At 59.0% G+C, this 21,586-nt stretch carries 17 protein-coding genes; 9 read left to right on the forward strand and 8 right to left on the reverse strand.

Annotation, left to right across the window (positions count from 1 at the left end; translation table 11 throughout):
* Positions 1-133: 133 nt before the first annotated feature.
* Positions 134-721, forward strand: coding sequence for a thymidine kinase (locus BN1724_RS03015; RefSeq protein ID WP_058234182.1), 588 nt, complete (start codon positions 134-136; stop codon positions 719-721).
* Positions 722-810: 89 nt separating this feature from the next.
* On the opposite strand, the gene BN1724_RS03020 is transcribed toward BN1724_RS03015, so the two are convergent.
* Positions 811-1,119, reverse strand: a complete 309-nt coding sequence (locus BN1724_RS03020) for a hypothetical protein (protein WP_058234183.1) — start codon at positions 1,117-1,119, stop codon at positions 811-813.
* 309 nt (positions 1,120-1,428) lie between these two features.
* On the opposite strand from BN1724_RS03020, the gene BN1724_RS03025 reads away from it, so the two are divergent.
* Together BN1724_RS03025 and BN1724_RS03030 are read left to right on the forward strand one after the other, a co-directional pair.
* Complete coding sequence (locus tag BN1724_RS03025; protein ID WP_058234184.1) at positions 1,429-2,646, forward strand: MalY/PatB family protein; 1,218 nt, start codon at positions 1,429-1,431, stop codon at positions 2,644-2,646.
* A 76-nt stretch (positions 2,647-2,722) separates the two neighbouring features.
* Positions 2,723-6,202, forward strand: a complete 3,480-nt coding sequence (locus BN1724_RS03030; protein ID WP_058234185.1) for a bifunctional proline dehydrogenase/L-glutamate gamma-semialdehyde dehydrogenase — start codon at positions 2,723-2,725, stop codon at positions 6,200-6,202.
* Positions 6,203-6,304: 102 nt separating this feature from the next.
* On the opposite strand, the gene BN1724_RS03035 is transcribed toward BN1724_RS03030, so the two are convergent.
* Positions 6,305-7,738, reverse strand: coding sequence for a UTP--glucose-1-phosphate uridylyltransferase (locus tag BN1724_RS03035; protein WP_058234186.1), 1,434 nt, complete (start codon positions 7,736-7,738; stop codon positions 6,305-6,307).
* A gap of 154 nt (positions 7,739-7,892) precedes the next feature.
* Here BN1724_RS03035 and metG point away from each other — a divergent pair, with 154 nt between their 5' ends.
* Entirely contained in the window at positions 7,893-9,713 is a 1,821-nt protein-coding gene (gene metG / locus BN1724_RS03040; RefSeq protein WP_058234187.1) for a methionine--tRNA ligase, read from the forward strand.
* Between the two features lie 31 nt (positions 9,714-9,744).
* Here metG and BN1724_RS03045 read toward each other — a convergent pair whose 3' ends face one another.
* Together BN1724_RS03045 and BN1724_RS03050 are read right to left on the reverse strand one after the other, a co-directional pair.
* The gene (locus BN1724_RS03045) at positions 9,745-11,019 is read right to left on the reverse strand and encodes an O-acetylhomoserine aminocarboxypropyltransferase/cysteine synthase family protein (protein ID WP_058234188.1); all 1,275 of its coding nucleotides are present in this window, start codon (positions 11,017-11,019) and stop codon (positions 9,745-9,747) included.
* A gap of 155 nt (positions 11,020-11,174) precedes the next feature.
* Entirely contained in the window at positions 11,175-11,846 is a 672-nt protein-coding gene (locus tag BN1724_RS03050; protein ID WP_058234189.1) for a DNA-3-methyladenine glycosylase I, read from the reverse strand.
* A gap of 134 nt (positions 11,847-11,980) precedes the next feature.
* Between BN1724_RS03050 and BN1724_RS03055 the strand changes: the two genes are divergently transcribed.
* Positions 11,981-12,520, forward strand: coding sequence for a methylated-DNA--[protein]-cysteine S-methyltransferase (locus tag BN1724_RS03055; protein ID WP_269447050.1), 540 nt, complete (start codon positions 11,981-11,983; stop codon positions 12,518-12,520).
* A gap of 100 nt (positions 12,521-12,620) precedes the next feature.
* Here the strand turns inward: BN1724_RS03055 and BN1724_RS03060 are convergent, their stop codons facing one another.
* Positions 12,621-14,831 (reverse strand): chorismate-binding protein, encoded by a 2,211-nt coding sequence (locus BN1724_RS03060; RefSeq protein ID WP_058234191.1) that lies wholly within the window; start codon positions 14,829-14,831, stop codon positions 12,621-12,623.
* A 314-nt stretch (positions 14,832-15,145) separates the two neighbouring features.
* Between BN1724_RS03060 and BN1724_RS03065 the strand changes: the two genes are divergently transcribed.
* On the forward strand, positions 15,146-15,523 hold the full coding sequence (locus BN1724_RS03065; RefSeq protein ID WP_058234192.1) for a histone-like nucleoid-structuring protein Lsr2: 378 nt from the start codon (positions 15,146-15,148) through the stop codon (positions 15,521-15,523).
* A gap of 701 nt (positions 15,524-16,224) precedes the next feature.
* Positions 16,225-16,398 (forward strand): NUDIX hydrolase, encoded by a 174-nt coding sequence (locus BN1724_RS13185; RefSeq protein WP_197671751.1) that lies wholly within the window; start codon positions 16,225-16,227, stop codon positions 16,396-16,398.
* A 239-nt stretch (positions 16,399-16,637) separates the two neighbouring features.
* Here the strand turns inward: BN1724_RS13185 and BN1724_RS03075 are convergent, their stop codons facing one another.
* Positions 16,638-17,669 (reverse strand): nitronate monooxygenase, encoded by a 1,032-nt coding sequence (locus BN1724_RS03075; protein ID WP_058234193.1) that lies wholly within the window; start codon positions 17,667-17,669, stop codon positions 16,638-16,640.
* Between the two features lie 290 nt (positions 17,670-17,959).
* Between BN1724_RS03075 and BN1724_RS03080 the strand changes: the two genes are divergently transcribed.
* Together BN1724_RS03080 and BN1724_RS03085 are read left to right on the forward strand one after the other, a co-directional pair.
* On the forward strand, positions 17,960-18,556 hold the full coding sequence (locus tag BN1724_RS03080; protein ID WP_058234194.1) for a class I SAM-dependent methyltransferase: 597 nt from the start codon (positions 17,960-17,962) through the stop codon (positions 18,554-18,556).
* A 161-nt stretch (positions 18,557-18,717) separates the two neighbouring features.
* A complete protein-coding gene (locus tag BN1724_RS03085) occupies positions 18,718-19,998 on the forward strand; it encodes an MFS transporter (protein WP_084252703.1) in 1,281 nt (426 codons plus the stop codon).
* Between the two features lie 59 nt (positions 19,999-20,057).
* Here BN1724_RS03085 and BN1724_RS03090 read toward each other — a convergent pair whose 3' ends face one another.
* Both BN1724_RS03090 and BN1724_RS03095 read right to left on the reverse strand, forming a co-directional pair.
* Positions 20,058-20,924 carry a helix-turn-helix transcriptional regulator gene (locus BN1724_RS03090; protein ID WP_058234195.1) on the reverse strand — a complete coding sequence of 289 codons (867 nt, stop codon included), beginning with the start codon at positions 20,922-20,924 and terminating at the stop codon, positions 20,058-20,060.
* A gap of 287 nt (positions 20,925-21,211) precedes the next feature.
* On the reverse strand, positions 21,212-21,571 hold the full coding sequence (locus tag BN1724_RS03095) for an ArsR/SmtB family transcription factor (RefSeq protein WP_231928137.1): 360 nt from the start codon (positions 21,569-21,571) through the stop codon (positions 21,212-21,214).
* Between the last annotated feature and the right edge of the window lie 15 nt (positions 21,572-21,586).

Genomic DNA, 21,586 nt, shown 5'->3' on the forward strand with positions numbered 1-21,586 from the left:
AGATTCAGGTTACGCCCGCCGCCGGTGAGTTCACCGGGTACTACCCATGGCATCGCAGTAGCGGATCCGCACGGATGCAGGCATATATTGCTTGTAGACTCTTCGGCGCACCCCCTTCACATTCGGAGATCTCGTGGCGAAGCTGCATTTCAAATACGGAGCGATGAACTCTGGTAAGTCCGACACCCTGATTAAGGCCGCGTTCAACTACGCGGAGCGAGGACTTGACACCTTGACCATTAAGCCTGCGATCGATACCAAAGGCGAAGGTTTCATCGTCGCGCGCGGTGGTGCCCGCAGGAAAGTCGATGTGTTGGCAGGTCCAGACGCCAATTTGCGAACGGTCATTCATGACCGGGTGCGAGAACTCGGCATTGACCAACTCAGTTGCGTCTTGGTTGACGAATCGCAGTTTTTGAGCCCACACCAAATTGATGATCTTCTAGAAGTCGCGAAAGTCGACGGGATCTCGGTGATCTGCTATGGACTACGCACTGACTTCCAAACGCAACTCTTCCCGGGAAGTCGGCGCTTATTTGAGGTGGCCGACAACTTTGAGAAGCTACCCACCATGTGCCGCTGCGGTTCGCAGGCAGAATTCAACTGCCGAATGCGAGACGGAGTTCCTGTCTTTGAGGGTGGACAGGTTGCGATTGACGGCGAAGAAGTCACCTATGAATCAGTGTGCGCCTCGTGTTACCGCCGTGCACAAACAGGCTAGCTACCGATGCTTTAGTCGGAGCTAGCCTGTTCATACCCGTCTTCAGTTGTGCGCGGTGATGCAGTGAGCTAGATCGTGATGTAGTGAGCTCAGATGCCGTGTGATTTCTCGCCGGCCTCACGGATATCCGAGAGCTTGCCGTGCGCAGCCTCTGTCACATCGCGTGCGGTCTTACCAACGGTTTCAGCGACCTCCGGAGCCTTTTTCTCGACGTAGTCGGCGGCCTTAACCGCTGCACCCTGGGCAAAATCGCGAACCTCAGCCGCTTTCGCTTTCACCTCGGGATCTTCCACATATCCAGTGACGGATGCTCGCAGCTTTTCGTACGGCCCGCGTCCCGCACGGGATCCGAGAACGAATCCAAGCCCGACACCGAGCAACAAGATAATTTTCTTCACGGGGTTTCTCCTTCAAACGGTGCCCGCAGGCTGTCACAGCGCAACGGGTGTGGTGGACGTCATCCATCCTGTCACATCATGCTGCGCCTTAACCCACCGCGACACCCAGCCTTTACACACCGCGAGACCTCTATCTAAAACGACCCATATCCCCTCATGTCGCGCCACCCCGATTCACGCACTGTTTCACCAGTTCATCTCCCGCTTCGCCGATCCGCTTATTCACATCTCATTTGCCGCCATGTGCCCGCGCAACCTCATCAAGCTCCTAGACTGGGAGCAGACCATACTCGTTGGAAAAGGACGTCAATGCCGTCACACTCCCCGCATCCCGCATTCGACTCTTTCGACTCCCTAAGCATCGCCGACTTGCGTGCTCGCGGCTGCATGAAGTGGACGCAGTATCCGGAGGATGTGCTCGCCTTATGGGTAGCAGAGTCCGATGTTCCGACGGCGGCCCCAGTCTGCGCGGCTATCCAGGACACGGTACGGCGTGAGGGATTTGGGTACGCATCGCCGCGAGCCAAAGATGAGCTGAGGGCAGCATGCAGCACCTGGGTAAGTCACGTCTTTGATGTGTCCCTCGACCCGTCTCACGTCCACCCTCTTCCCGACGTCATGCAGGGAGTTGTGCGCGGAATCGAGCTCTTTTTCGACCCGGGGCCGGTCATTTTGCCAACCCCGTGTTACCCGCCCTTCCGGCACGCGCTCGATGTACTCGGCAGGCAGGCCATCGAAGTCCCACTCATCCCCGACCCGTCAGCCATCACTGCATCACACGGGGATGCCGAGCCCACCCGCTGGGTTCTCGACCTGGAACGAATCGAAGAGGCACTAGCTCACGGCGCACGCGGGGTGCTGCTATGTTCGCCGCACAACCCACTCGGCACCGTGTTCCGTCTCGACGAGCACATCGCGTTGGCGCACATCGTGCAGCGGCACGGCGCCCGAGTTTTATCGGACGAGATTCACGCCCCCATGTTTTACGACCGCGTGCATATTCCGTACGCCTCGTCCTGCCCGGAGGCCAAAGAGCACACCGTGACGGTCAGCTCTCCCTCAAAAACGTGGAATCTCGCCGGTTTACACGCGGCCATGATGGTGACCTCTCAGGCATCAGATCGTGACCGGTGGCTGAAGATGCCCTCGACATTCACCGGATCCCCCACCACCATCGGAACCGCAGCTGCTACCGCTGCGCTGTTACACGGGGAACCATGGCGCATCGAATTTCTCCGGTTTTTACGTCGAAACCGTGACCATTTATCGGCTCGGCTCGCCCAGGAGCTGCCCGAGGTGACGTACACGCACCCAGAAGGTACCTATCTTGCCTGGCTCGATTTCTCCGAAACGCGGATCCGTACGAACGCCGCCGCTTCCATCCTGCGCGAAGGAAAAGTGGCTCTCAGCCCCGGAACCGATTTCGCGCCGTCGGCCGCGGCCGCGGCCCGGCTCAACTTTGCTACCACGCACGACATTCTCGATGCCGCGATTAACCGAATCCGCGATGTCATCCATCCCGCCTGATCACACTCCGCCCCGACCGGACGCAGTGAACCCAGGACCAGCATTATCAACACGCCAGCAGACAAGGAGATCCCAGATGTCGACGACGACGCCACCACCCCACCCTGCCACCCCCGAGGTGTCGCCCGCTGAGGTCGAAAACCTGGTGCGCACGTGGGTCCAGCAAGCGGCCTCCTACCCTGCTCCTGCGCAGGCTACGATGCTGGCTGACCTGCTGAAAGATCAAGCCGGGCTCGACTTCACCGTCGCATTCGTCGACCGGGTGATCCGTCCTGAGGATCCGCGGGCTGCGGCTCGTGAGCTCAAACGGCTGGGCATTAATCCGCCGTCGTTCCTTCCCCGCAGCCAGCGCACCGCGGTCTCCGTCGGAGGAAAACTCGCCCCCCATGTCGCATCCCCAGTCACCAAAACGGCCCAGGCCGTGATGCGGCGAATGGTCTCTCACCTGGTTCTGGATGCCCGCGACCCACATCTTGCCCGCTCGATTTCGCGGCTACGTCAGGACGGGGTGCGCCTGAACATCAACCTGCTCGGTGAAGCGGTTCTGGGTGGCCGAGAAGCAGCGCGTCGACTTCACGGCGTGCGCGAATTGCTGGCGCGCGATGACGTGGATTATGTGTCGATCAAAGTGTCCTCTATTGTCGACCACCTGTCACTGTGGGGCGCTCAGCAAACCGTGAACAAAGTGGTGGAGACCCTCACTCCGCTATACACCGATGCCGCCTCCGCCGCATCCCCGAAATTTATCAATATGGACATGGAGGAATACAAGGATCTCGAGCTCACCCTCGATGTTTTTGAAACCCTTCTGTCTAAGCCAGAGTTACTGCGGTTGGAAGCGGGAATTGTGCTGCAGGCATACCTGCCCGATTCGCTCTCGGCAATGCGCCGTCTGCGCCGATTCGCCAAGCATCGGGTTGCCCAGGGCGGCGCACCGATTAAAGTGCGCCTGGTCAAGGGCGCAAACCTCGCGATGGAGCGGGTGGATGCCGCCGTCCACGGGTTCGAGCTGGCGACGTTTGCGTCCAAACTCGAAAGCGATGCCCAATATAAACGGGTTCTTTTCGATTCATTGAAACCCGAGCATCTAGCCCATGTCCGCCTCGGCGTTGCAGGCCATAACCTTTTCGATGCAGCCCACGCCCACCTGCTGGCCACCAAACGCGGTTGCTACAACGTGCCGGGCGGATTGGAATTCGAGATGCTGGCGGGGATGGCACCCGGCCAGGCCCGGGCTGTGCGCGAGACCGTCGGATCGATGTTGCTGTATGTTCCGGTCGTCTCCCCCAAAGAATTCGACGTTGCCGTCTCATACCTGGTGCGTCGTCTGGAAGAAAACGCCTCGAGCGAGAACTTCATGTCGGCGGTATTCGAGTTAGACCGAAGTGAGCACATGTTTACTCGAGAGCGCGAACGCTTTGTGCAAGCTCTCGATTTAGCCCTCACCTTGGATGCACCGAAAACTCATCGCACCCAGAATCGGCTCGCGGAACAGGACGAGGGTGCCGTGGCGCTCGGTACCTCTGTTCTTCCTGCAACTCCCGGACACTTCGTTAACACCCCGGACACGGATGCATCCACGGCTGTCAACCAAGCCTGGGCTGAACAGGTGGTAGCAACCGTGCCATCATGCAGCATCGCAGAAGAGACCGCCGACGCCGCCCGGGTGGACACGATTGAGGCAGTCCATGAACGCATCGAAGCCGCGCATAAAGCAGGAGCGGCCTGGGGTCACCGGCCCGCTTCTGAACGCGCCGAGATCTTGCGGGAAGCCGCCCGAGTGCTCGCAATCCACCGCGGCGATCTGCTCGCGCTGATGGCCCATGAGACCGGTAAAACACTCGAACAGGGCGATCCTGAGGTCAGCGAAGCTATTGACTTCGCACTGTTTTACGCCGATCAAGCCGAAGAGCTTGCCCGCGATGCGGAGGTCGACTTTAGGCCCCGCCGGCTCACCTTGGTCACCCCTCCGTGGAATTTCCCGGTCGCGATTCCAACCGGTTCCGCACTGGCACCGCTGGCGGCGGGAAGCGCGGTGCTGTTTAAACCGGCGCCCCAAGCCCGTCGGTGCGGAGCATTTGTGGCAGAGCTCCTGTGGAAGGCCGGGATTCCGCGCGATGTTCTCACGCTGATTGACGTCCCCGAAAACGAAGTGGGCAAGGCCCTTATCTCCGATCCCCGGATTGATCAGATCATTTTGACCGGGGCGTACGACACAGCCGCGCTCTTCGCTTCGTGGCGTCCGCAACTGCGGATCAAGGCTGAGACCAGCGGGAAGAACTCCATCATCGTGACCCCGCAGGCCGATCTCGACCTCGCGGCTAAAGACGTGGCTTTGTCGGCATTCGGTCACGCCGGGCAGAAATGCTCCGCGGCGAGCCTGGTCATTTTGGTGGGTTCGGTTGCACGCTCGCGGCGTTTCGCGGCGCAGCTTGCAGACGCCGTCCATTCATTGCACGTGGGTTACCCGGACGATCCCACCGTCCAAGTTGGTCCCGTCATCGAACCTGCCTCCGGCAAACTTCTCGAAGGACTCACCCAGCTCGGCGACGGGGAACGCTGGCTCGCTAAACCCCGTCAGCTCGATGACACCGGCCGCTTGTGGTCACCCGGTGTCCGAGGGGGCGTTCAGGAAGGGTCGCGCTACCACATGACCGAGTATTTCGGTCCGATCCTCGGCATCATGCACGCCGACACGCTCGAGGACGCGGTGCGAATCCAAAATGGCACCGCATACGGGCTGACCGCCGGCCTGCATTCCCTGGACGCGGACGAAATCGCGTGGTGGATCCAGCATGTGGAAGCCGGAAACCTGTACGTCAACAGGGGTATCACTGGCGCGATTGTGCAGCGCCAACCATTTGGCGGCTGGAAGCGTTCGTCGATCGGCGCCACCGCGAAAGCAGGCGGACCCAACTACCTGGTGAACCTCACCGAACCGGTGGACCGCGATACCCTCCGCAGCGCAGATCAGTGGCTGGCTGACGCCCAGCACAGCGACCGAGAAGCAATGGCTACTCGGTTCGTGCCCCGCGATGTGCAAAATCTTCACGGAGAGATCAATGTGCTGCGCTATCTGCCGGTTCCGGTCATTATCCGGGCGGCTGACAATGCAGATCCGGTGCGGGTGCGCCGCGTTCTTCACGCCGCGCGCATGGTGGGTGCACCCATCGCCCTGTCGGTTGCTACGACCCAACAGCGCGATGCTTTGGCTGCTGATCTCGCGCGCCATGAGGATGGATCAGCTCGGTTTGTTCGAGTCGAGGATGCCCAAACGTTCGCTGCCCGGATCGCCACCTGCTCAGAGCCTCGAGTTCGCTTGATTGGTGACGATGGGCCGGTGCTTTATGAGGCGATTGCCCGGCGTCCGGAGGTTGCGCTCTACGACGCTGAGGCCACGGTGAGCGGACGCGTCGAACTGCTCGTGTTCATGCGTGAGCAGGCCGTGAGCGTGACGAACCATCGCTACGGAAATCCGCTGCCTCATGACATCGATGTGGCGGGACCGTCCGGCTATTCGCGTGGTGTTCCCGGACACGCCAATTCATTGACGTAAAACTGTGAGACACACGTCAGCCCCCGGTCGCTTATGCGAAGTGACCGGGGGCTGACGTTATCTGAGGGAGCCGCTGCTACCGCAGGGGCACACTGAATACGTCTAGCTGTCCTGTGGTGAATCTGAGGTTCCCACGGTGGTTCCGGCTGAGATGTGCGCCGGGTCGTCGGGCCCGATCAACGCCGAACCATGCACCACCACCGGGGAATCAAACACGTGGTCACCGGTGACTTCAAACCGAGTCGCCTCACGCATGGACGGAACGCCGGCGGGGAACCGAGCCTCAAAATCGCCAATCAGCTTGTAGAAATCTTGATCTAGGCTCACCAGCGGGAGATGTTCAGTGCGACGCACCAACGCGAAATCATCGTCGAGCTCATAGATGTCTGAACGCACCAAAAGCAGATCACTGGTTGCTTTCACCGGGAGGAACCGCGCCCGATCCACCACAATGGCGGTCGCACCTTCAAACACTTCAATCGCAGCTCCCATCGCCGTTTCGATTTGGTAGACCTTAGGGCTGGTCTTATCTGCGGGATCTACCGTTTTCTCGTTGCGGATCATCGGTAGTCCCAGGACCCCCCGCCGTTCTTCCAGGGTCTTCTTGAGCACCGGAAGGTTGAACCACAGGTTATTGGTGTGGAAGAACGGATGACGGTGTTCGTCGGTGAAGAAATCCATTTGATGCGCGGGCGTTTGCGCGGTGTCGCGCAAAATTAACCGACCATCGCTGACCCGGATGGCAAGATGCCCGCCTTTACGATCAGCTGCAGTGCGCCGGCAGAGTTCTGCCGCATAGGGTGCCCCGCTGGCGGCAAACCACCCGGCGATTTTGGGGCTGGGAACCGTGCCGAGGTTATCGGAGTTTGAAATAGAGGCGTACTCGAACCCGGCCTCCAACAATGCATCCAGCAACCCGGACGTTTCCAGGGCCGTGTAAATATCGCCGTGACCAGGCGGACACCATTCAAGCTCGGGATCTGCGGGCCAGCTCACCGGCTCCAACGTGTCCACCGTCAGCTTGGGTTCTTTGTTCTGAACAAATGACAGGGGAAGGTCCCCAACCTGTAGATCCGGGTACCGGGCCAGGACATTCCATGTATCCGCTTCAGTGCGGAAGGAATTCATGAACACCAGTGGCAGCCGAGCCCCGGTTTTTTGCCGAGCGGCGCGAACCTGCTCAACAATCACATCCAGGAATGTCAGACCACCACGGACCGGAAGCAAGCTTTTCGCCCGATCCATGCCCATGGAGGTTCCAAGTCCGCCATTCAGATTGATCACGGCGAGTTTGGCGAAGGCCTCGCGCTGCGTCTCTTCATCAACCTGCACGTCCGCCAACTGCGGCGGATCCACGTAGGGGCGGATGGTTTCTTCTGGGATCTGACCGGTCGTCCCCTCTTTAAGTAGCCCGTAATAGTGGGTGAAGACGTCAATGGCGCGGTCGGCAACCCCAGCCTCGCGCATCTTGTGCTGCGCCTTAGCGAGCGGGGTCGACGGTAGCGAGTCCTGTGCGACTGATGGATCCTGGCTCATACCTTTACCCTATCGACGTCTGACGTCCATTTCACACCACCGGAGGGGTACGGTTCCGGGCCACTGTGCCGGTACAGTTGCGAGCCACCGGATCGGCGGAGCGTGCCTGGGCGATCCGCGATCAGGTACCGCGCATCGGATAGACTTGAGCCTCATGAGCACAGTTTTATCGGCCGTGGCCTGGCCCTATGCAAATGGTCCCCGCCATATTGGCCACGTGGCTGGTTTCGGGGTTCCCTCCGACGTTTTTTCTCGGTACATGCGTATGGCCGGGCACAATGTGCTCATGGTGTCGGGGACTGACGAGCATGGCACGCCGATTCTCGTAGCCGCTGATGAGGAAGGCACCACGCCGCGTGAACTCGCAGACCGCAACCACCGCATCATTAGCGAGGATCTGGTTGCCCTCGGTTTGTCCTACGACCTTTTCACCCGCACCACAACCCCCAATCACGCGCTGGTTGTGCAGGAAATGTTCCGCACGGTGCGCGACAACGGCTACATGCTGGAAAAATCGACCCAGGCTGCTATTTCTCCGTCAACCGGTCGCACATTGCCGGACCGGTATATCGAAGGTACCTGCCCGCTGTGCCATTCTCCGGGGGCGCGCGGTGACCAGTGCGATGCGTGCGGGCACCAGCTTGATCCCATCGACTTAATTGATCCCGTCTCGAAAATTAACGGGGAAACGCCTCAATTCATTGAGACGACGCACTACTTCCTCGATCTGCCTGCTCTCGCTGAGGAGCTGGGGCACTGGCTGGATGCATGTGAAGACACTGGTTTATGGCGTCCAAACGTTATTAAGTTCAGCCAGAACATTCTGAAGGATATTCGGCCCCGCGCCATGACCCGGGATATTGACTGGGGCATTGTGGTGCCGGGTTGGGAGGATCAGCCAACCAAACGGTTGTACGTGTGGTTCGACGCAGTCATCGGTTACCTTTCCGCGTCGATCGAATGGGCACGCCGCACCGGGGACCCGGAAGCGTGGCGCCGCTGGTGGAATGATCCGTCAGCGCTCAGTTACTACTTCCTCGGAAAAGACAACATCGTCTTCCATTCCCAGATTTGGCCGGCTGAAATCCTGGCCCATAACGGCAAAGGCGAGCGGGGTGGTTCCTATGGGGTCTTTGGTGAACTGAACCTGCCCACCGAGGTGGTCTCTAGTGAGTTCCTGACCATGGAGGGCAAGAAGTTCTCATCCTCCAAGGGAATTGTGATCTACGTTCGCGATGTGTTGTCCCGGTATCAAGCAGATGCCCTACGCTATTTCATTTCAGCAGCCGGACCCGAAAACAACGACGCAGACTTCACCTGGGCGGATTTCGTGTCCCGCACGAACAACGAGCTGGTCGCGGGATGGGGAAACCTGGTGTCACGCACGGCCGCCATGATTGCGAAGAACGTGGGCGAGGTTCCCGCCGCGGAGAACCTTGAACAGATTGACCGCGATTTGTTGGACAGCATCTCCGAAGGATTTGACCGTATTGGTCACCTGATTGAGACTCACCATCAACGTGCGGCAATCGCGGAAATTATGAAACTGGTGGGCGAAACAAACCGCTACATCTCTGAGACTGAGCCGTTCAAGATGAAGTCTGAGGATCAGCGTCCGCGATTGCTGACTGTTTTGGGGACTCTCGCGCAAGCGGTCACCAATGTGAACATCATGTTGTCACCCTTCCTTCCGCACGCGTCCAATGCCGTGGATCGTGCGCTAGGTGGCGACGGGAACATTGCTCCCCTCCCCCGGATCGAAGAAGTTGATGATCTCGACGGGGGCGAGCCGTATCCGATTATTACCGGCGATTACTCTGAGGTTCCGGTCTGGGGGCATCGACCTGCTTACGTTGGCGCTCCGATTGCCAAACCGTCCCCGATTTTCACCAAACTCGACCCGTCCCTGGTCGATGAGGAACTATCTCGACTTGGATTTAATGCCGAGCAGGAGCAGGCGACTGCCGTCAGCTAGCCGCTGCCCGTGCGGGCGTACGGAACTGGGCCTAGCGCTGGGACTGAACTAATGCCTGAGTCAGGTCCTGTTCCAGGTCGGTGACGTCCTCTAATCCGATGGAGAGCCGGATGGTGTTCTCATTGACCCCGCATGATTCGCGCTGCGCGCGACTGAGATGGCAATGCGTCGTGGACGCCGGATGCACAGCGAGGGTCCGGGCGTCACCGATATTGACCGCCAGGGTAATAAGCCGCAGGGAGTCGAGGAACTTTTCAACCGCCTTTGCGTCGCCTGCCAGGTCAAAGGAGAACACCCCGGAGAGTCCTCGCGGGAAGTCTCGCTGAGCGAGGGAAGCGTCAGGACGATCACCAATATGCGGATGGTGGACCCGCAGCACCTCTGGCCGCGTAGCGAGGGCCTGGGCGAGATAGGCGGATGAGGCACTGATACGGTCCATCCGTAAAGAGAGCGTGTCAATTCCCAGGAGCACCTGCGAAGCGCTCTGGGCGGGCAGCGTCACGCCCAGGTCAGTGACGTATTTTGCCCGCGCGTACGATAGCGCCCCCGATCCCCCGTGCTCGTACTCATCGGAAAAACAGACACCGAAGCGCCGGTTCGGCTCTACCAGCCGTGACCAGCGCTCGGGACATCGGCGCGGATCAAACCGTCCGGTGTCGACGATGACCCCGGCGATGGTCGTCCCATGACCCGCAAGATACTTCGTGGCCGAATGCACCACGAAATCGGCTCCGTGCTCGCCTGGCCGATATAGAGCGGGCGAGGCCACCGTGTTGTCGACGACGACCACGGCCCCGTTGCGGTGGGCGATGTCGGTCAGCGCGTCGAGGTCGACCAGATGGGCTCCGGGATTGGTGATCGACTCCACGAGAAGCACCCGCGTTTTTTCTGTGAACGCGGCTTCGACGGCGTCGAGATCCCACGCGTTCACACCGGTCCAGCTCACGCCCACGTCCGCCAAAGTGTCGTCGAAAAACTCAATAGTGCCACCGTACAGACGGTCAGAGGCCACCAGATGGGTCCCGGGGGCGAGCAACGCGAGCAGGGTGACAGCCACCGCGGCTTGACCCGATGCCACGGCAATTCCTGCGATTCCGCCTTCCAGCGCCGCCACTCTGCGTTCGAGAACAGCCGTCGTCGGGTTTCCAGAGCGCGAGTATGCAAATCCCTCGCGCTGTCTCGCAAAGACGTCACGCAATTCTCCGTGGGATGAATAGGCGTAGGCGCTGGTCGCATGAATGGGTACCGATATCGACCGATGCGGAGCCTCCGGGGTGTAGCCGGCGTGGGTTTCCAACGTGCTCATGGCGCCTCCTCGATCAATGGCGGGCAGAACCTCGGTATGTGAAGGATCAGTCCTCGGTTTCCAGAATGCGCGGCAGTCTCGCTCGAGCCCATCTATGTGGAATAGCGTGACGGCATGTGACCGATGAAGCGCTCTATCGACGGAAAGAAGGGTTGTCAGTCTCGCGGTGAGAGACGATATCCGTCTTTATCAAAGAGCCCTGATGTTCCTCGTCGAGGTGACCCCAGCAGATGGGTATCCACCATTCCAATGGCCTCCATCAGGGCGAACATCGTGGTCGGACCTACAAAGCGAAATCCTCGCCGGTGAAGATCTTTAGACAGCGCTACCGATTCTGGGCTCTGGGTCGGAATCTCGCGGAGGTACCGCGGGCACGGGGTACGTTTCGGCTGGAAGGACCACACGTGGGCAGCGAGTCCTCCCTCGTCTCGTAGGGCGATTGTCGCTCGAGCATTGGCAATAGCTGCTCGTATCTTGCCTCGATGGCGAATAATGTGTTCGTTCGCAACAAGCCGCTCCACGTCACCGTCGGTGTAGTCGGCGACCACATCGGCGTTAAAACCGGAAAATGCCTCGCGAAATGCGCGTCGTTTGCGCAATATCGTGGCCCATGACAGCCCTGATTGGAAACCCTCCAGGCAGATCCGTTCCAGGACACCGGACTCGGTGTAGATCGGCACACCCCATTCGTGATCGTAATAGTTGCGCAAGAGCGGTTCTTTCGCCGCCCAGATGGGACGCACAAGGTTATCGTCACACAGGACGAGGTCTCCTGAAGCGATTGCATCGTGCGCAAGATCGTCCTGGAACCCGCGTTGTCCGTCCATTGGGTTATGCCTTCCTCCGACATCAGCGCTTTATGGTCACGTTACCTTTGATCATTCAGGTGGATTACCGCATCCGGGCCAGGGCACGATGAGATGCACTGGCGGTAATCACCGCAATGGAGTTCACTGAGGTTGTGTCTTCACCGCAACGATTTGCCCACACTGTCCACGCGACGGTCCCTCTACCGTTTGGGGAGTACATCGTGCGGGCAGACGGCGACGTGCTCACTGGTGTTTTCCGTGTGGGTCAGCGGCATCTACCCTCGCAGGATCGGCTCGGAGTTAGCATCTCAGCGCAGGGGCCGCAATCTGGTGTCATTGAGCTCGCCATTTATGAATTAATGCGATATGCGCGGGGCGAACTCACCTCATTCAGTGTTCCGTTTAAACTGAACGGGACGCCTTTTCAGCGTAAAGTGTGGGAGGCGCTGAGCAGGATTCCCTACGGAAAGACGACAACCTACGGCGAGCTTGCCGCCGAGATCGGGGTTCCTCGGGCGGCGCAAGCGGTGGGGGCTGCAGTGGGCGCAAATCCAGTGTCGATTATTGTGCCGTGTCACCGGGTCATCGGCGCCACGGGGTCACTCACCGGATATGCGGGAGGGCTCGACACCAAGCGTGCTCTTTTACAGCTTGAAAGCCATGACCGTGACGAGCAGCGGCGCAAACTATAGACCACGAAGGATCACGGGCAAGTCCTGTTGAAGTCCTGTTGGAACATGCATGAGGGCACGTAGAAGACAGGTACGAGGCGACCTTTAGAGGGCATGGTTTTTAGAGGGTACGGTCCATTCCCCGCACGGGAGCCATCGCTTTGAGCACGAGCTCGTCCCATTCCCCAGCCTCACTCGAGTCGAGCACTATCGCACCACCCGCCGACACCCGTGCATCACCGTGGTCAAGCACCAAAGTACGGATCACAACAGCGAGGTCAGCTCCTCCCGAGGCACTGAAGTATCCAAGACAGCCCGAATACACCCCGCGTGCGCGCTGTTCGAGTGAGTCAATTATGTGGACCGTTCTTTGTTTCGGGGCCCCAGTCATCGACCCCGGGGGCATCATGGCACGCACAGCATCCAACGGGCCAAGCCCTGGGCGAAGGCGCCCTGTCACGGTTGTTTCCAGTTGGTGGACGGTGGGGTGTGTTCGCACCGCTAAAAAGTCGGGGACTTCAACGCTTCCGGGAATCGACACCATACTCAGGTCGTGGCGAAGTAGATCCGTAACCATGAGGTTTTCAGCCCTGGTTTTGTGGTCGGTTACCAGGCTCAATCGCAACTGTTCATCACTATGTTCATGATCGCCGCGCGGCGCCGTTCCCTTAATCGGGCGGGTTTCAACCCGCAGTCCCGGCGCGCAGGTAGATTCAGATGTGGAGTTCGGGCGGTAGACCCGGCAAAACCGTTCCGGTGATGCACACAGAATATCCAGCTGACCCAGCTGCAAGTGAGCCGCATAGGGCGCCGGATTCTGTTCACGCTGACGGCGATAAAGCTCGTGGGCTGTTCCCTCAATCTGAACTGGAAATTCCTCCGTGACACAGATTTCATAGGTGTCGCCAGCCCGCAGTGCCGTCTGACAGGCCCGGTACGCTCGCCCATATTGAGTTCTCCTCCCCTCCGGGATGATCAGCCGCGCCGTCGGGGTATTAACCGCAGTATCCGCTGCGGTGGGTTGGAGCCGGGGCGCATGGTCACCCAGGTGTTCCTTGAGCATGGGCGCCATGGATTGTAGCCAGCGTTTCGCACTCTGGATGCGTTCTGGATTACTAGGACATAGCGCAATGAGCGCTGCTTTCCCGGTGATATGGTCCACGACAAAATTCCGCGTCGTGCGCACCCATACCGCGTCAGGGGTTGTTGCCGGCCGCGGCTCAATCCCTAGGGTTCGCAGTCCTGTTTCGTATCCCAGGTACCCGACGTACCCGCCAATCATGTCGCCTTCCCACCCGTCTGGATGCTTCGCCGCAACCTGTGTGAGCCGACCAGCAAGAGCCTCGAAAGCGTCCGCACCCTGGGCGAAGATGGGTGGATTATGGGACGCACCGTCGTGCCGTCGAATTTCGAGCGTCCCATCTGGGGTGGCAATCAACACTTCGCCGTCGAGTGGGTCAGGAACGCCGATGAATGAGTAGCGTCCGGTATCGCCGTCGACGCGGTTGGAATCGAGGCGCACTGCATAGGGGGCGTCGCGCCACAGCAAGCCCGCAGCGGCGTCGAGGGCAGCAGCGAGGTTGTCGATATTGGCCGGAATCGGTTCGAGTAGCGCGGTCCATGGTGGTGGGCCGGTCTCGTTGGGCGGCTTAAGTGTGTGCTGGGGCCCGCTGCTATCGATATCAGGAGGCTGGGCGGTGGATGGGGTTTCGCTCGGTTTGGAGCGCTCCGCGCAGTGGCGACGGTCGCGGGTCTCGGCGCACAGGCGAATGAAGTTCGCGACCAATATCTTTCCGCCTTCTGAGCCTACCGATTCGGGATGAAACTGCACGCCCCACCAGGGGTAGTGGGCAGCGTGGAACGACATTAAGACTCCGTCTTCTGCCCAAGCATCTGGAATCAGAGCCTTGGGTAGGGGTTCGTCAATGCTCAACGAGTGGTAGCGAACGACTCTCAGATCTTGATCCAGCCCTGCAAAAAGGCCCCGACCGCTATGGGTAATAGTGCTGATATGCCCGTGCCGGGGCATTGGGGCTGAGCGTAGCTTTCCCCCGAGTAAGGTCGCCAACAGTTGATGACCAAAACAAACTCCGAGCACCGGAAGAGTTTCTGCGTATCGAAGAATCTCTCGCGTGCGTCCGACATCTTCGGGACATAACGGCGAGCCCGGCCCTGGGGAAATCAGAATGCCGTCGACAGCATCCAAAAGCGAAGGAACAAGCCTCATGTCATCGTGCGCCAGTACCATCGGCTCACGCCCGGTGATTCGCGCCACAAGGTGGCTCAGATTGGCGGTGTAGGAATCATGGTTGTCGATCAGTAGAAGGCGCATTTTACCTTCTTCCGTGATATTGTCTCCTACCTTGGTTGGAGATTTTGATGCACCGACAGACGCCTTTAGATTATGTCCCCCACACTTCGGTTCAGTCCTCATGACCGCATCCTACGAACTGTAGACAACTGTCAGCCTCTCCGATATGTCTGGTCCTGGCCGATAGGTTTCGTTAGAACGCCTAATCTTCACTATTCGACTCCATAGATTCGTGACCAAAACTTTGCAATTGGTGATTGAATAGTTGCAGTAAAGAACTTACTGTTATGAATGCAAAGCAACTCTCTACTTATCCACCAAGGAGAACTCAGAGCATGGCACGTGAACACATCACGATTATCCGGGACGACCTGGACGGAAGCGAAGGCGCCCGCAGCGTATCCTTCGCCATTGAGGGTGTGCAGTACGAGATTGACCTCGCTGAGGACAACCGCAACAAGCTGAGGGAAGCCCTCGCACCTTTCATTGAAAAGGCTGCTCGTATGGGGCGGGATTCCGGTCGTGGCGCATCGCGTTCCACCGGAACCCAGCGTGTTCACAAGTACTCCCGTGAACAGTCTCTGGCCGCAAAGCACTGGGCGGAAACTCATGAGGGTGAAAAGATCCTCTCGGAGAAGGGCATTAGCCACAGCCCCAAGGGCCGTACCGCAAATGCAGTGATTGAGGCTTACCTGGGCCGTCACGACAGCTGATTTTCTCAGCGCAATCAGAAGGGCTCGCCGTCCGCTATACGCGGGGTGGCGTGCCCTTCTAGTTTTTAGTCCACCCCTACACCTAGGGTCTGCGGTTAACCCGATTAGCCGCAATGAACACTCCACGGACAGTCGGCAAACATCCCACAGCCGGGGCACCGACTATCTACCGTGTGCAACGCCCCCATTTCTCATGTCAAACCTTCCTAAGGTCCTGCTCCATCCTTTGATTCCTGACCTCAACATTGGTCAGAGCTACCCACGGGTACAGCAGCTGTTGCGCCATAATCACCCCGTGCGCAATCTGAAAACTTCTACAGATGATCACCTATTCTGTCGGGTTATGTCGAAGAACGCAGCGCACTGGAATCACACACCAACATCTCAGCATCTCCAGTATGCGAACTGACGCCCAGTGACCTCTTAGGTTCACTGGTAAAGACTCTCACACCGAGCATCCTGCATGAGACGAGAAGGACACACCGGTGTTTCACATCAGTGAATCGAGGCAGGATCTCCCTGCATAGTTATAGGCCGCGATACCAACTCCAGGGAGGCTTAGAAATATCCGCGTCCCGTTATTCTGGGCGCGGACGTTATGTTATCGGCGGACGTCATCGCATTCAAACCAGCCACCGCACACCTAGACCATCAGCTCAACGCTGGCTGATTAGATCCACACCAATCCGCCAAGGACACCCATGAACCTCATCGAGATCTTCAACGACCGTTACGAACCCATCGGTACCGAGGACAAGCACACGGCCCATGTCAAAGGCCTATGGCATCGCACATTCTCCGCCCTTGCGATCACTCCCTCCACCCGCTGCTTGCTGCTGCAGAAGAAAGCCCCCGGACGCTATCGACCGGCCTGACTACGCCGACATCACTGTAGGAGGGCACTACGAAGCCGGTGAAACCATTGCAGACGGGGTGTGTGAAGTTCATGAAAAACTTGGGCTGCCAATCCCCTACAGCGACTTGCACTTGACCAGCTCTACTCGTGCCTGTTCATCGTTGCACGCAGGTTCTGTTCGGGCGAGCGTGCCCACCTGTTCTGGTATGCGGCGCTGTCCCTGGGGCGCACTCTCGGGCGCGCCTGCACTCAGCACGCCTAGGGCAGGAGGTCATGCACAATCTCTGCGGCAGAGGCCGACCGCACCCGAGCAAACCCGGTTCCAGCCCACAGGTTGAGGTTCTCTGCATCGTTGTTCTCATCCGCACTTTTACGCAGCGCCGAGGTCAGAAAATGCAGCTGCGGATAAAAGCTTGGAGCATCCTCCGACAGCACGTCGGTCAAGCGGTTAGCGATCGCCCGGGCAGGGCGACCAGTAAATGCAGTCGTCAGCACCGTATCCCGATCAGTCAATTCGCGAAGTGCCCGGCGATGAGTCGCTTTGGTTCCAGCCTCGTGCGCGTCGAGGAACATGGTTCCCACTTGAACGGCACTCGCGCCAGCATCCAACAGTGCGCGCACATCGGACGCGCCCGTCACACCACCCCCGGCAATGATGGGTTTATCGGATACAGAAACCGCATGCTCAATCAGATCGGCCAGGGGTTCGTTGCTACCATCGTCAATGCCGGGCACTGTCGCTCGATGACCACCGGCATGAGGCCCCTGAATACCGATGACATCAGCTGTTAAGGCCGCGATTGCGTCGATTCCCAGGCGGCTCGTCGCATACAGCACTATTGTTTTCCCGGCGTCGTGCAGCCGCGCCATCACCGCTGTTGTCGGGTACCCAAACGTGAACGATACGAAACGTGCCCCGGAGTCGAGCACAATGCGCAGCTTGGCATCGAACGCATCGTCGGTCCACACGGGTTCTGCCGGAAGCAACGCGTCGTCAATTGGCACCGTCTGAAGAATCAAATTCCGATAACGACGGTAAGCCTCAGCATCGCACGTCTGCCCGTTTGGGTCTGGAACAAAAATGTTCACACCGTACGGCGCCGAGATCCGGCTTTCGAGTTCTTCGATATCTTGACGCAGTTTCTCCGGGGTGAGATACCCAGCGGCCAGAAACGGGAGTCCCCCAGCCTGGGCAACAGCGGCGGCTAACGCGGGAGTTGACGGTCCTCCGGCCATCGGCGCGAGCACCAGAGGCGGCAGCACATTTTGAACGCGTTCTTCACAGTGCATTGGGGTGTCCTCTCTGACGTAGGCGGTAGGTCGCACTGCTAGGGATGTGAAGCTGTGATTCTTCGACAGTGAACTCGAAGCATGACGACCTCATCAACTCTAACCCTCCCGTTCTACTCCTCCCGCAATGACCGCTTGCGATTAGCTCGAGCTACGGTAATCATCGGATGCACCCGTACGGGTCGCCCTCCGGCGGCGTCATATGGACGCAGTGACACCCGAAAGACGTTTACTCGCATTTCCGATTTCAGGTGCACGCCGTAGGGTTTAAAACGCTGTAGCGTAAAGAAATGGAGATTTCATCCCGTCGCTGGAATCACAATATCCAGTACCATCCGCTAATTCTTCGCGCTGTGCCTAAGGGGGCCCGGTCGGCTCTTGATGTCGGATGCGGAGACGGTCTGCTCACATCAGAGCTACGGCGAGTGGTTCCCGATGTCATAGGCATTGATCTCGACGAGACCGTGCTAGCCACCGCTCGGCAATACAACGACGAGTTGACCTGGATCCACGGAGACGCTATGACATTCGCCTTTGATCGGCAGTTCGATGTCGTCGCCTCCATCGCCACCCTGCACCACATGCCTGATCTTGGTAAAGCACTGGCGCGGTTGGCCGACCTAACCGCTCCCGGCGGGGTGCTTGTCATTGTCGGAATGGCCCAGACCAGCCGCCCTAGGGATGCCATTCTCCACCTTGCAGGAATAGTGCAACACCGCTGGATGACTCATAAATATGGATTCTGGGAACACACGGCACCCGTGGTTTGGCCTCCTCCACACGACTATGTGACCGTCCGAAAGACTGCTGAGCGGGTCCTTCCGGGGGTGCACTGGAAACAGTTGCTTCTGTGGAGATACGCGTTGGTCTGGAATAAGCCTCGCTGAACCAGGACCACGACCTTGGGCCTAGCCCTGGCGATGCTAGTCAAGGCAGGCGCTGGTTGACCTCTCATAACCCGGGCAGGGTTTAAGGCATGGCCGCGGCGCACTGAGCGCAACCGGCCTGCACATCCCGCGTGAGTTGCGACTTAGAGAGGCTGCGCCGCATGGCAACCACCGCACACCCTGTATCCGATGCCAGTTCCGGCACGAACGGACCGTCATATCCCGCGCCACATCAGAAAGCTTCATTCGCACTTTTCGCGCTCAGCCTTGGTGGATTCGGGATCGGACTGACAGAGTTCGTCATCGCGGGTCTGCTCACCGACATCGCCGGTGACCTCAGGGTTAGCATTACGGCTGCCGGGCACCTGGTCGGCATTTATGCACTCGCGGTAATACCCGGTGCTTTAATCATCACCCCAGTTCTCATGCGTCAACCCCCGAAGTATGCGCTCATGGTGCTCTTGGGATTTTTCGTGATCGGTAACGTCCTTTCGGCCTGGGCCCCTGGGTACGAGGTCATGCTCGTTGCTCGGGTTATTGCAGCTCTTGCCCACGGCGGCTACTTCGGAATTGGCGCTGTGCTTGCGTCCTCCCTAGTGCCAGTATCCAAACGGGCCTCAGCAGTCGCTTCGTTATTCGCGGGTTTAACGATCGCGAATGTTCTTGGCGTGCCCGCCGGAGCACTTGTCGGACAGCACTATGGTTGGCGCACTGTGTTCTGGATTATCAGCGCTCTTGGACTGCTAGCGCTGATCGGGCTTATCACGCTCGTCCCCAGGACCGATCCTGAGCACAGTCAACTTCCTATCGCCCAGCAGTTCCACGCATTGGCCCGACCACAGGTACTCGCCTCATTAGCGACTACCGCATTGGTGTTCGGAGGAATGTTCGGGATGTTCACCTATATTGAACCCCTACTACGGGATGTCACTGGTTTTTCGGCCGCGGCGATTCCCTGGCTACTGATCGTTTTTGGAGCTGGACTGTTCGTCGGGAACATTCTTGGCGGCAAAGCAGCGGATCGACACGCCGATTACACGGTGCTCGTGCTATCAATTTTCTTGCCCATCGTCATCCTGGGCCTTGCAGCCCTCGCGAGTCAGCCCATACCGGTGACGGCCCTTCTATTCCTCCTAGGATTAGTTGGTTTTGCAACCGTTCCCGGCCTGCAAGCACGCGTCATGCGTCATGCTCAAGGGGCCTCAACCCTGGCGTCAGCAACAAATATCGCGGCTTTCAACCTCGGCAATACAATCGGTGTCACCCTCGCGGGCGCGGTCATCGCCGCTGGTTGGGGATTGCGAAGCCCCGCCGTGACCAGCGCGGCATTGACCATTGCAGGGCTGGTGCTGATCACCGTAGCCCGGTTCACAGCGCGGAGGCAGACCACACCTCACGGCTATAAGTCGACTCCGGATGGGAGGACAGATCACGCAGAGTAAACCGTGATGACTCCACACCTGTCCGATACCAGGGTCAAACCTCTGGGTGTCCGCCGCGTCTACAAGGTGGTGGTCAGCACCTTGAGCGCAGCGTATGACGCGCTCCCCGGATCGGCAATGTGGGTAAGGATGCGCTGCCCGTTCCCCTCCGGCAGATGCAGCACCTCATATCGAAGCTCAAGATCCCCAACCCGAGGATGGCGAAACCGCTTAGAACCGCTCGTACACAGGCGCACGCCGTGACCTGCCCACAGCGTCGCAAACTCGGGACTTTTCATGCTGAGCTCACCGACGAGTTCCACAAGTCGGCGATCATCAGCACAGTGGGCAGCTGCATACCGCAGTGACGCCACTGCGAGAGCGGCCTCATCCTTCCAGTCAACATATAGCTGACGGGTCTGCTCATCGAGGAATAGCAATGTGAGCTGGTTCGGCCGATCCTCCGGGCGGGACGGCGCGCCAAAATCGAGGTGCTCAGCAATCAGACGATGTCCAGCCTGGTTCCAGGCAAGGATGTCGTTGAAACGCCCAAGGAGCACTGCGGGTATCTCATGCATCGAACGCAATAGCTGTTCAGCGCCAGGTTTGGCTACTTCCAACGTTGACGGCTGAGGATGGCTTGGCGGAGTGGGGTGAGCGAGCGTGTATAGGTGGGTGCGTTCATCGGCGTCGAGCCGGAGGGCACGCGCCAGCGCATCGATCACCTGTTCTGAGGCATTGGCAGCCTGTCCCTGCTCTATTCGCGTCAGATAGGTGACGGAGACACCGGCGAGTTGTGCCAGTTCTTCGCGTCGCAGACCAGGCACACGACGGCGACCGTAACTATTGATACCCACGTCATCCGGGGTGATGCGGTCGCGGCGTGCACGCAAGAACTCGCCCAGTTCCGTCACTGGGCCGTCGGGATGTAGCGGCTTTTCGCCCATGCGGCTCATTGTCTCGCACCCGACAGTTCTCAGCCTGGCCCTTTCAGTGATAGGTATGAACGCAGCCGGAGGGTTGAGTTGGCGAGAGGGGCGACGGGGGTATAGGAATGTGCCCGCCACGCCAATGGTTTGGTCATAGAATATGCCAGCCCCATCTGCCCCTCGTGGCCAATGGTCGGAAGTTAAGCTATCTCCTCAGCAAAAGAAAAAAGCGAGCGATCACGCCTGAACCATCGTGGCCAGCCCACTCCCGTATTGGCCGCGTTGCAGATTAGGTCCTCTGCGGATCAGTTGTACTGCAACCTTGACCGCTCCCCCCCCCTTGACAGCGGCGAGGCTGCGTTAATGATCGAGTCAAGAACTCCCGGCAGTGCCGCGTCGAGATCCTCTCTGCGCAGTCGATGACCGCGCGCGCCGTCGATAAGGATGCGACGAGTAATACCGGCGTTAACCAGAATTGAGAAGTGGTGGCTCGCGGTTGACTTACTGATCGTGTCATAGAGCTGCCCACACATGGACGTGCCGTCGGGGCTTGCCGCAAGGCGTCGCACCATCTCCAAGCGAATCGGATCCGCCAGTGCATGTAACACGGTCCGAATATCTCCAACGGGGCTCAGCTCATCGTCGGGAACGGTCAGCGATGCCACCAATCCTCCTCGTAA

The organism is Devriesea agamarum, assembly GCF_900070355.1.
In the GTDB taxonomy this organism is placed as follows: Bacteria; Actinomycetota; Actinomycetes; order Actinomycetales; family Dermabacteraceae; genus Devriesea; species Devriesea agamarum.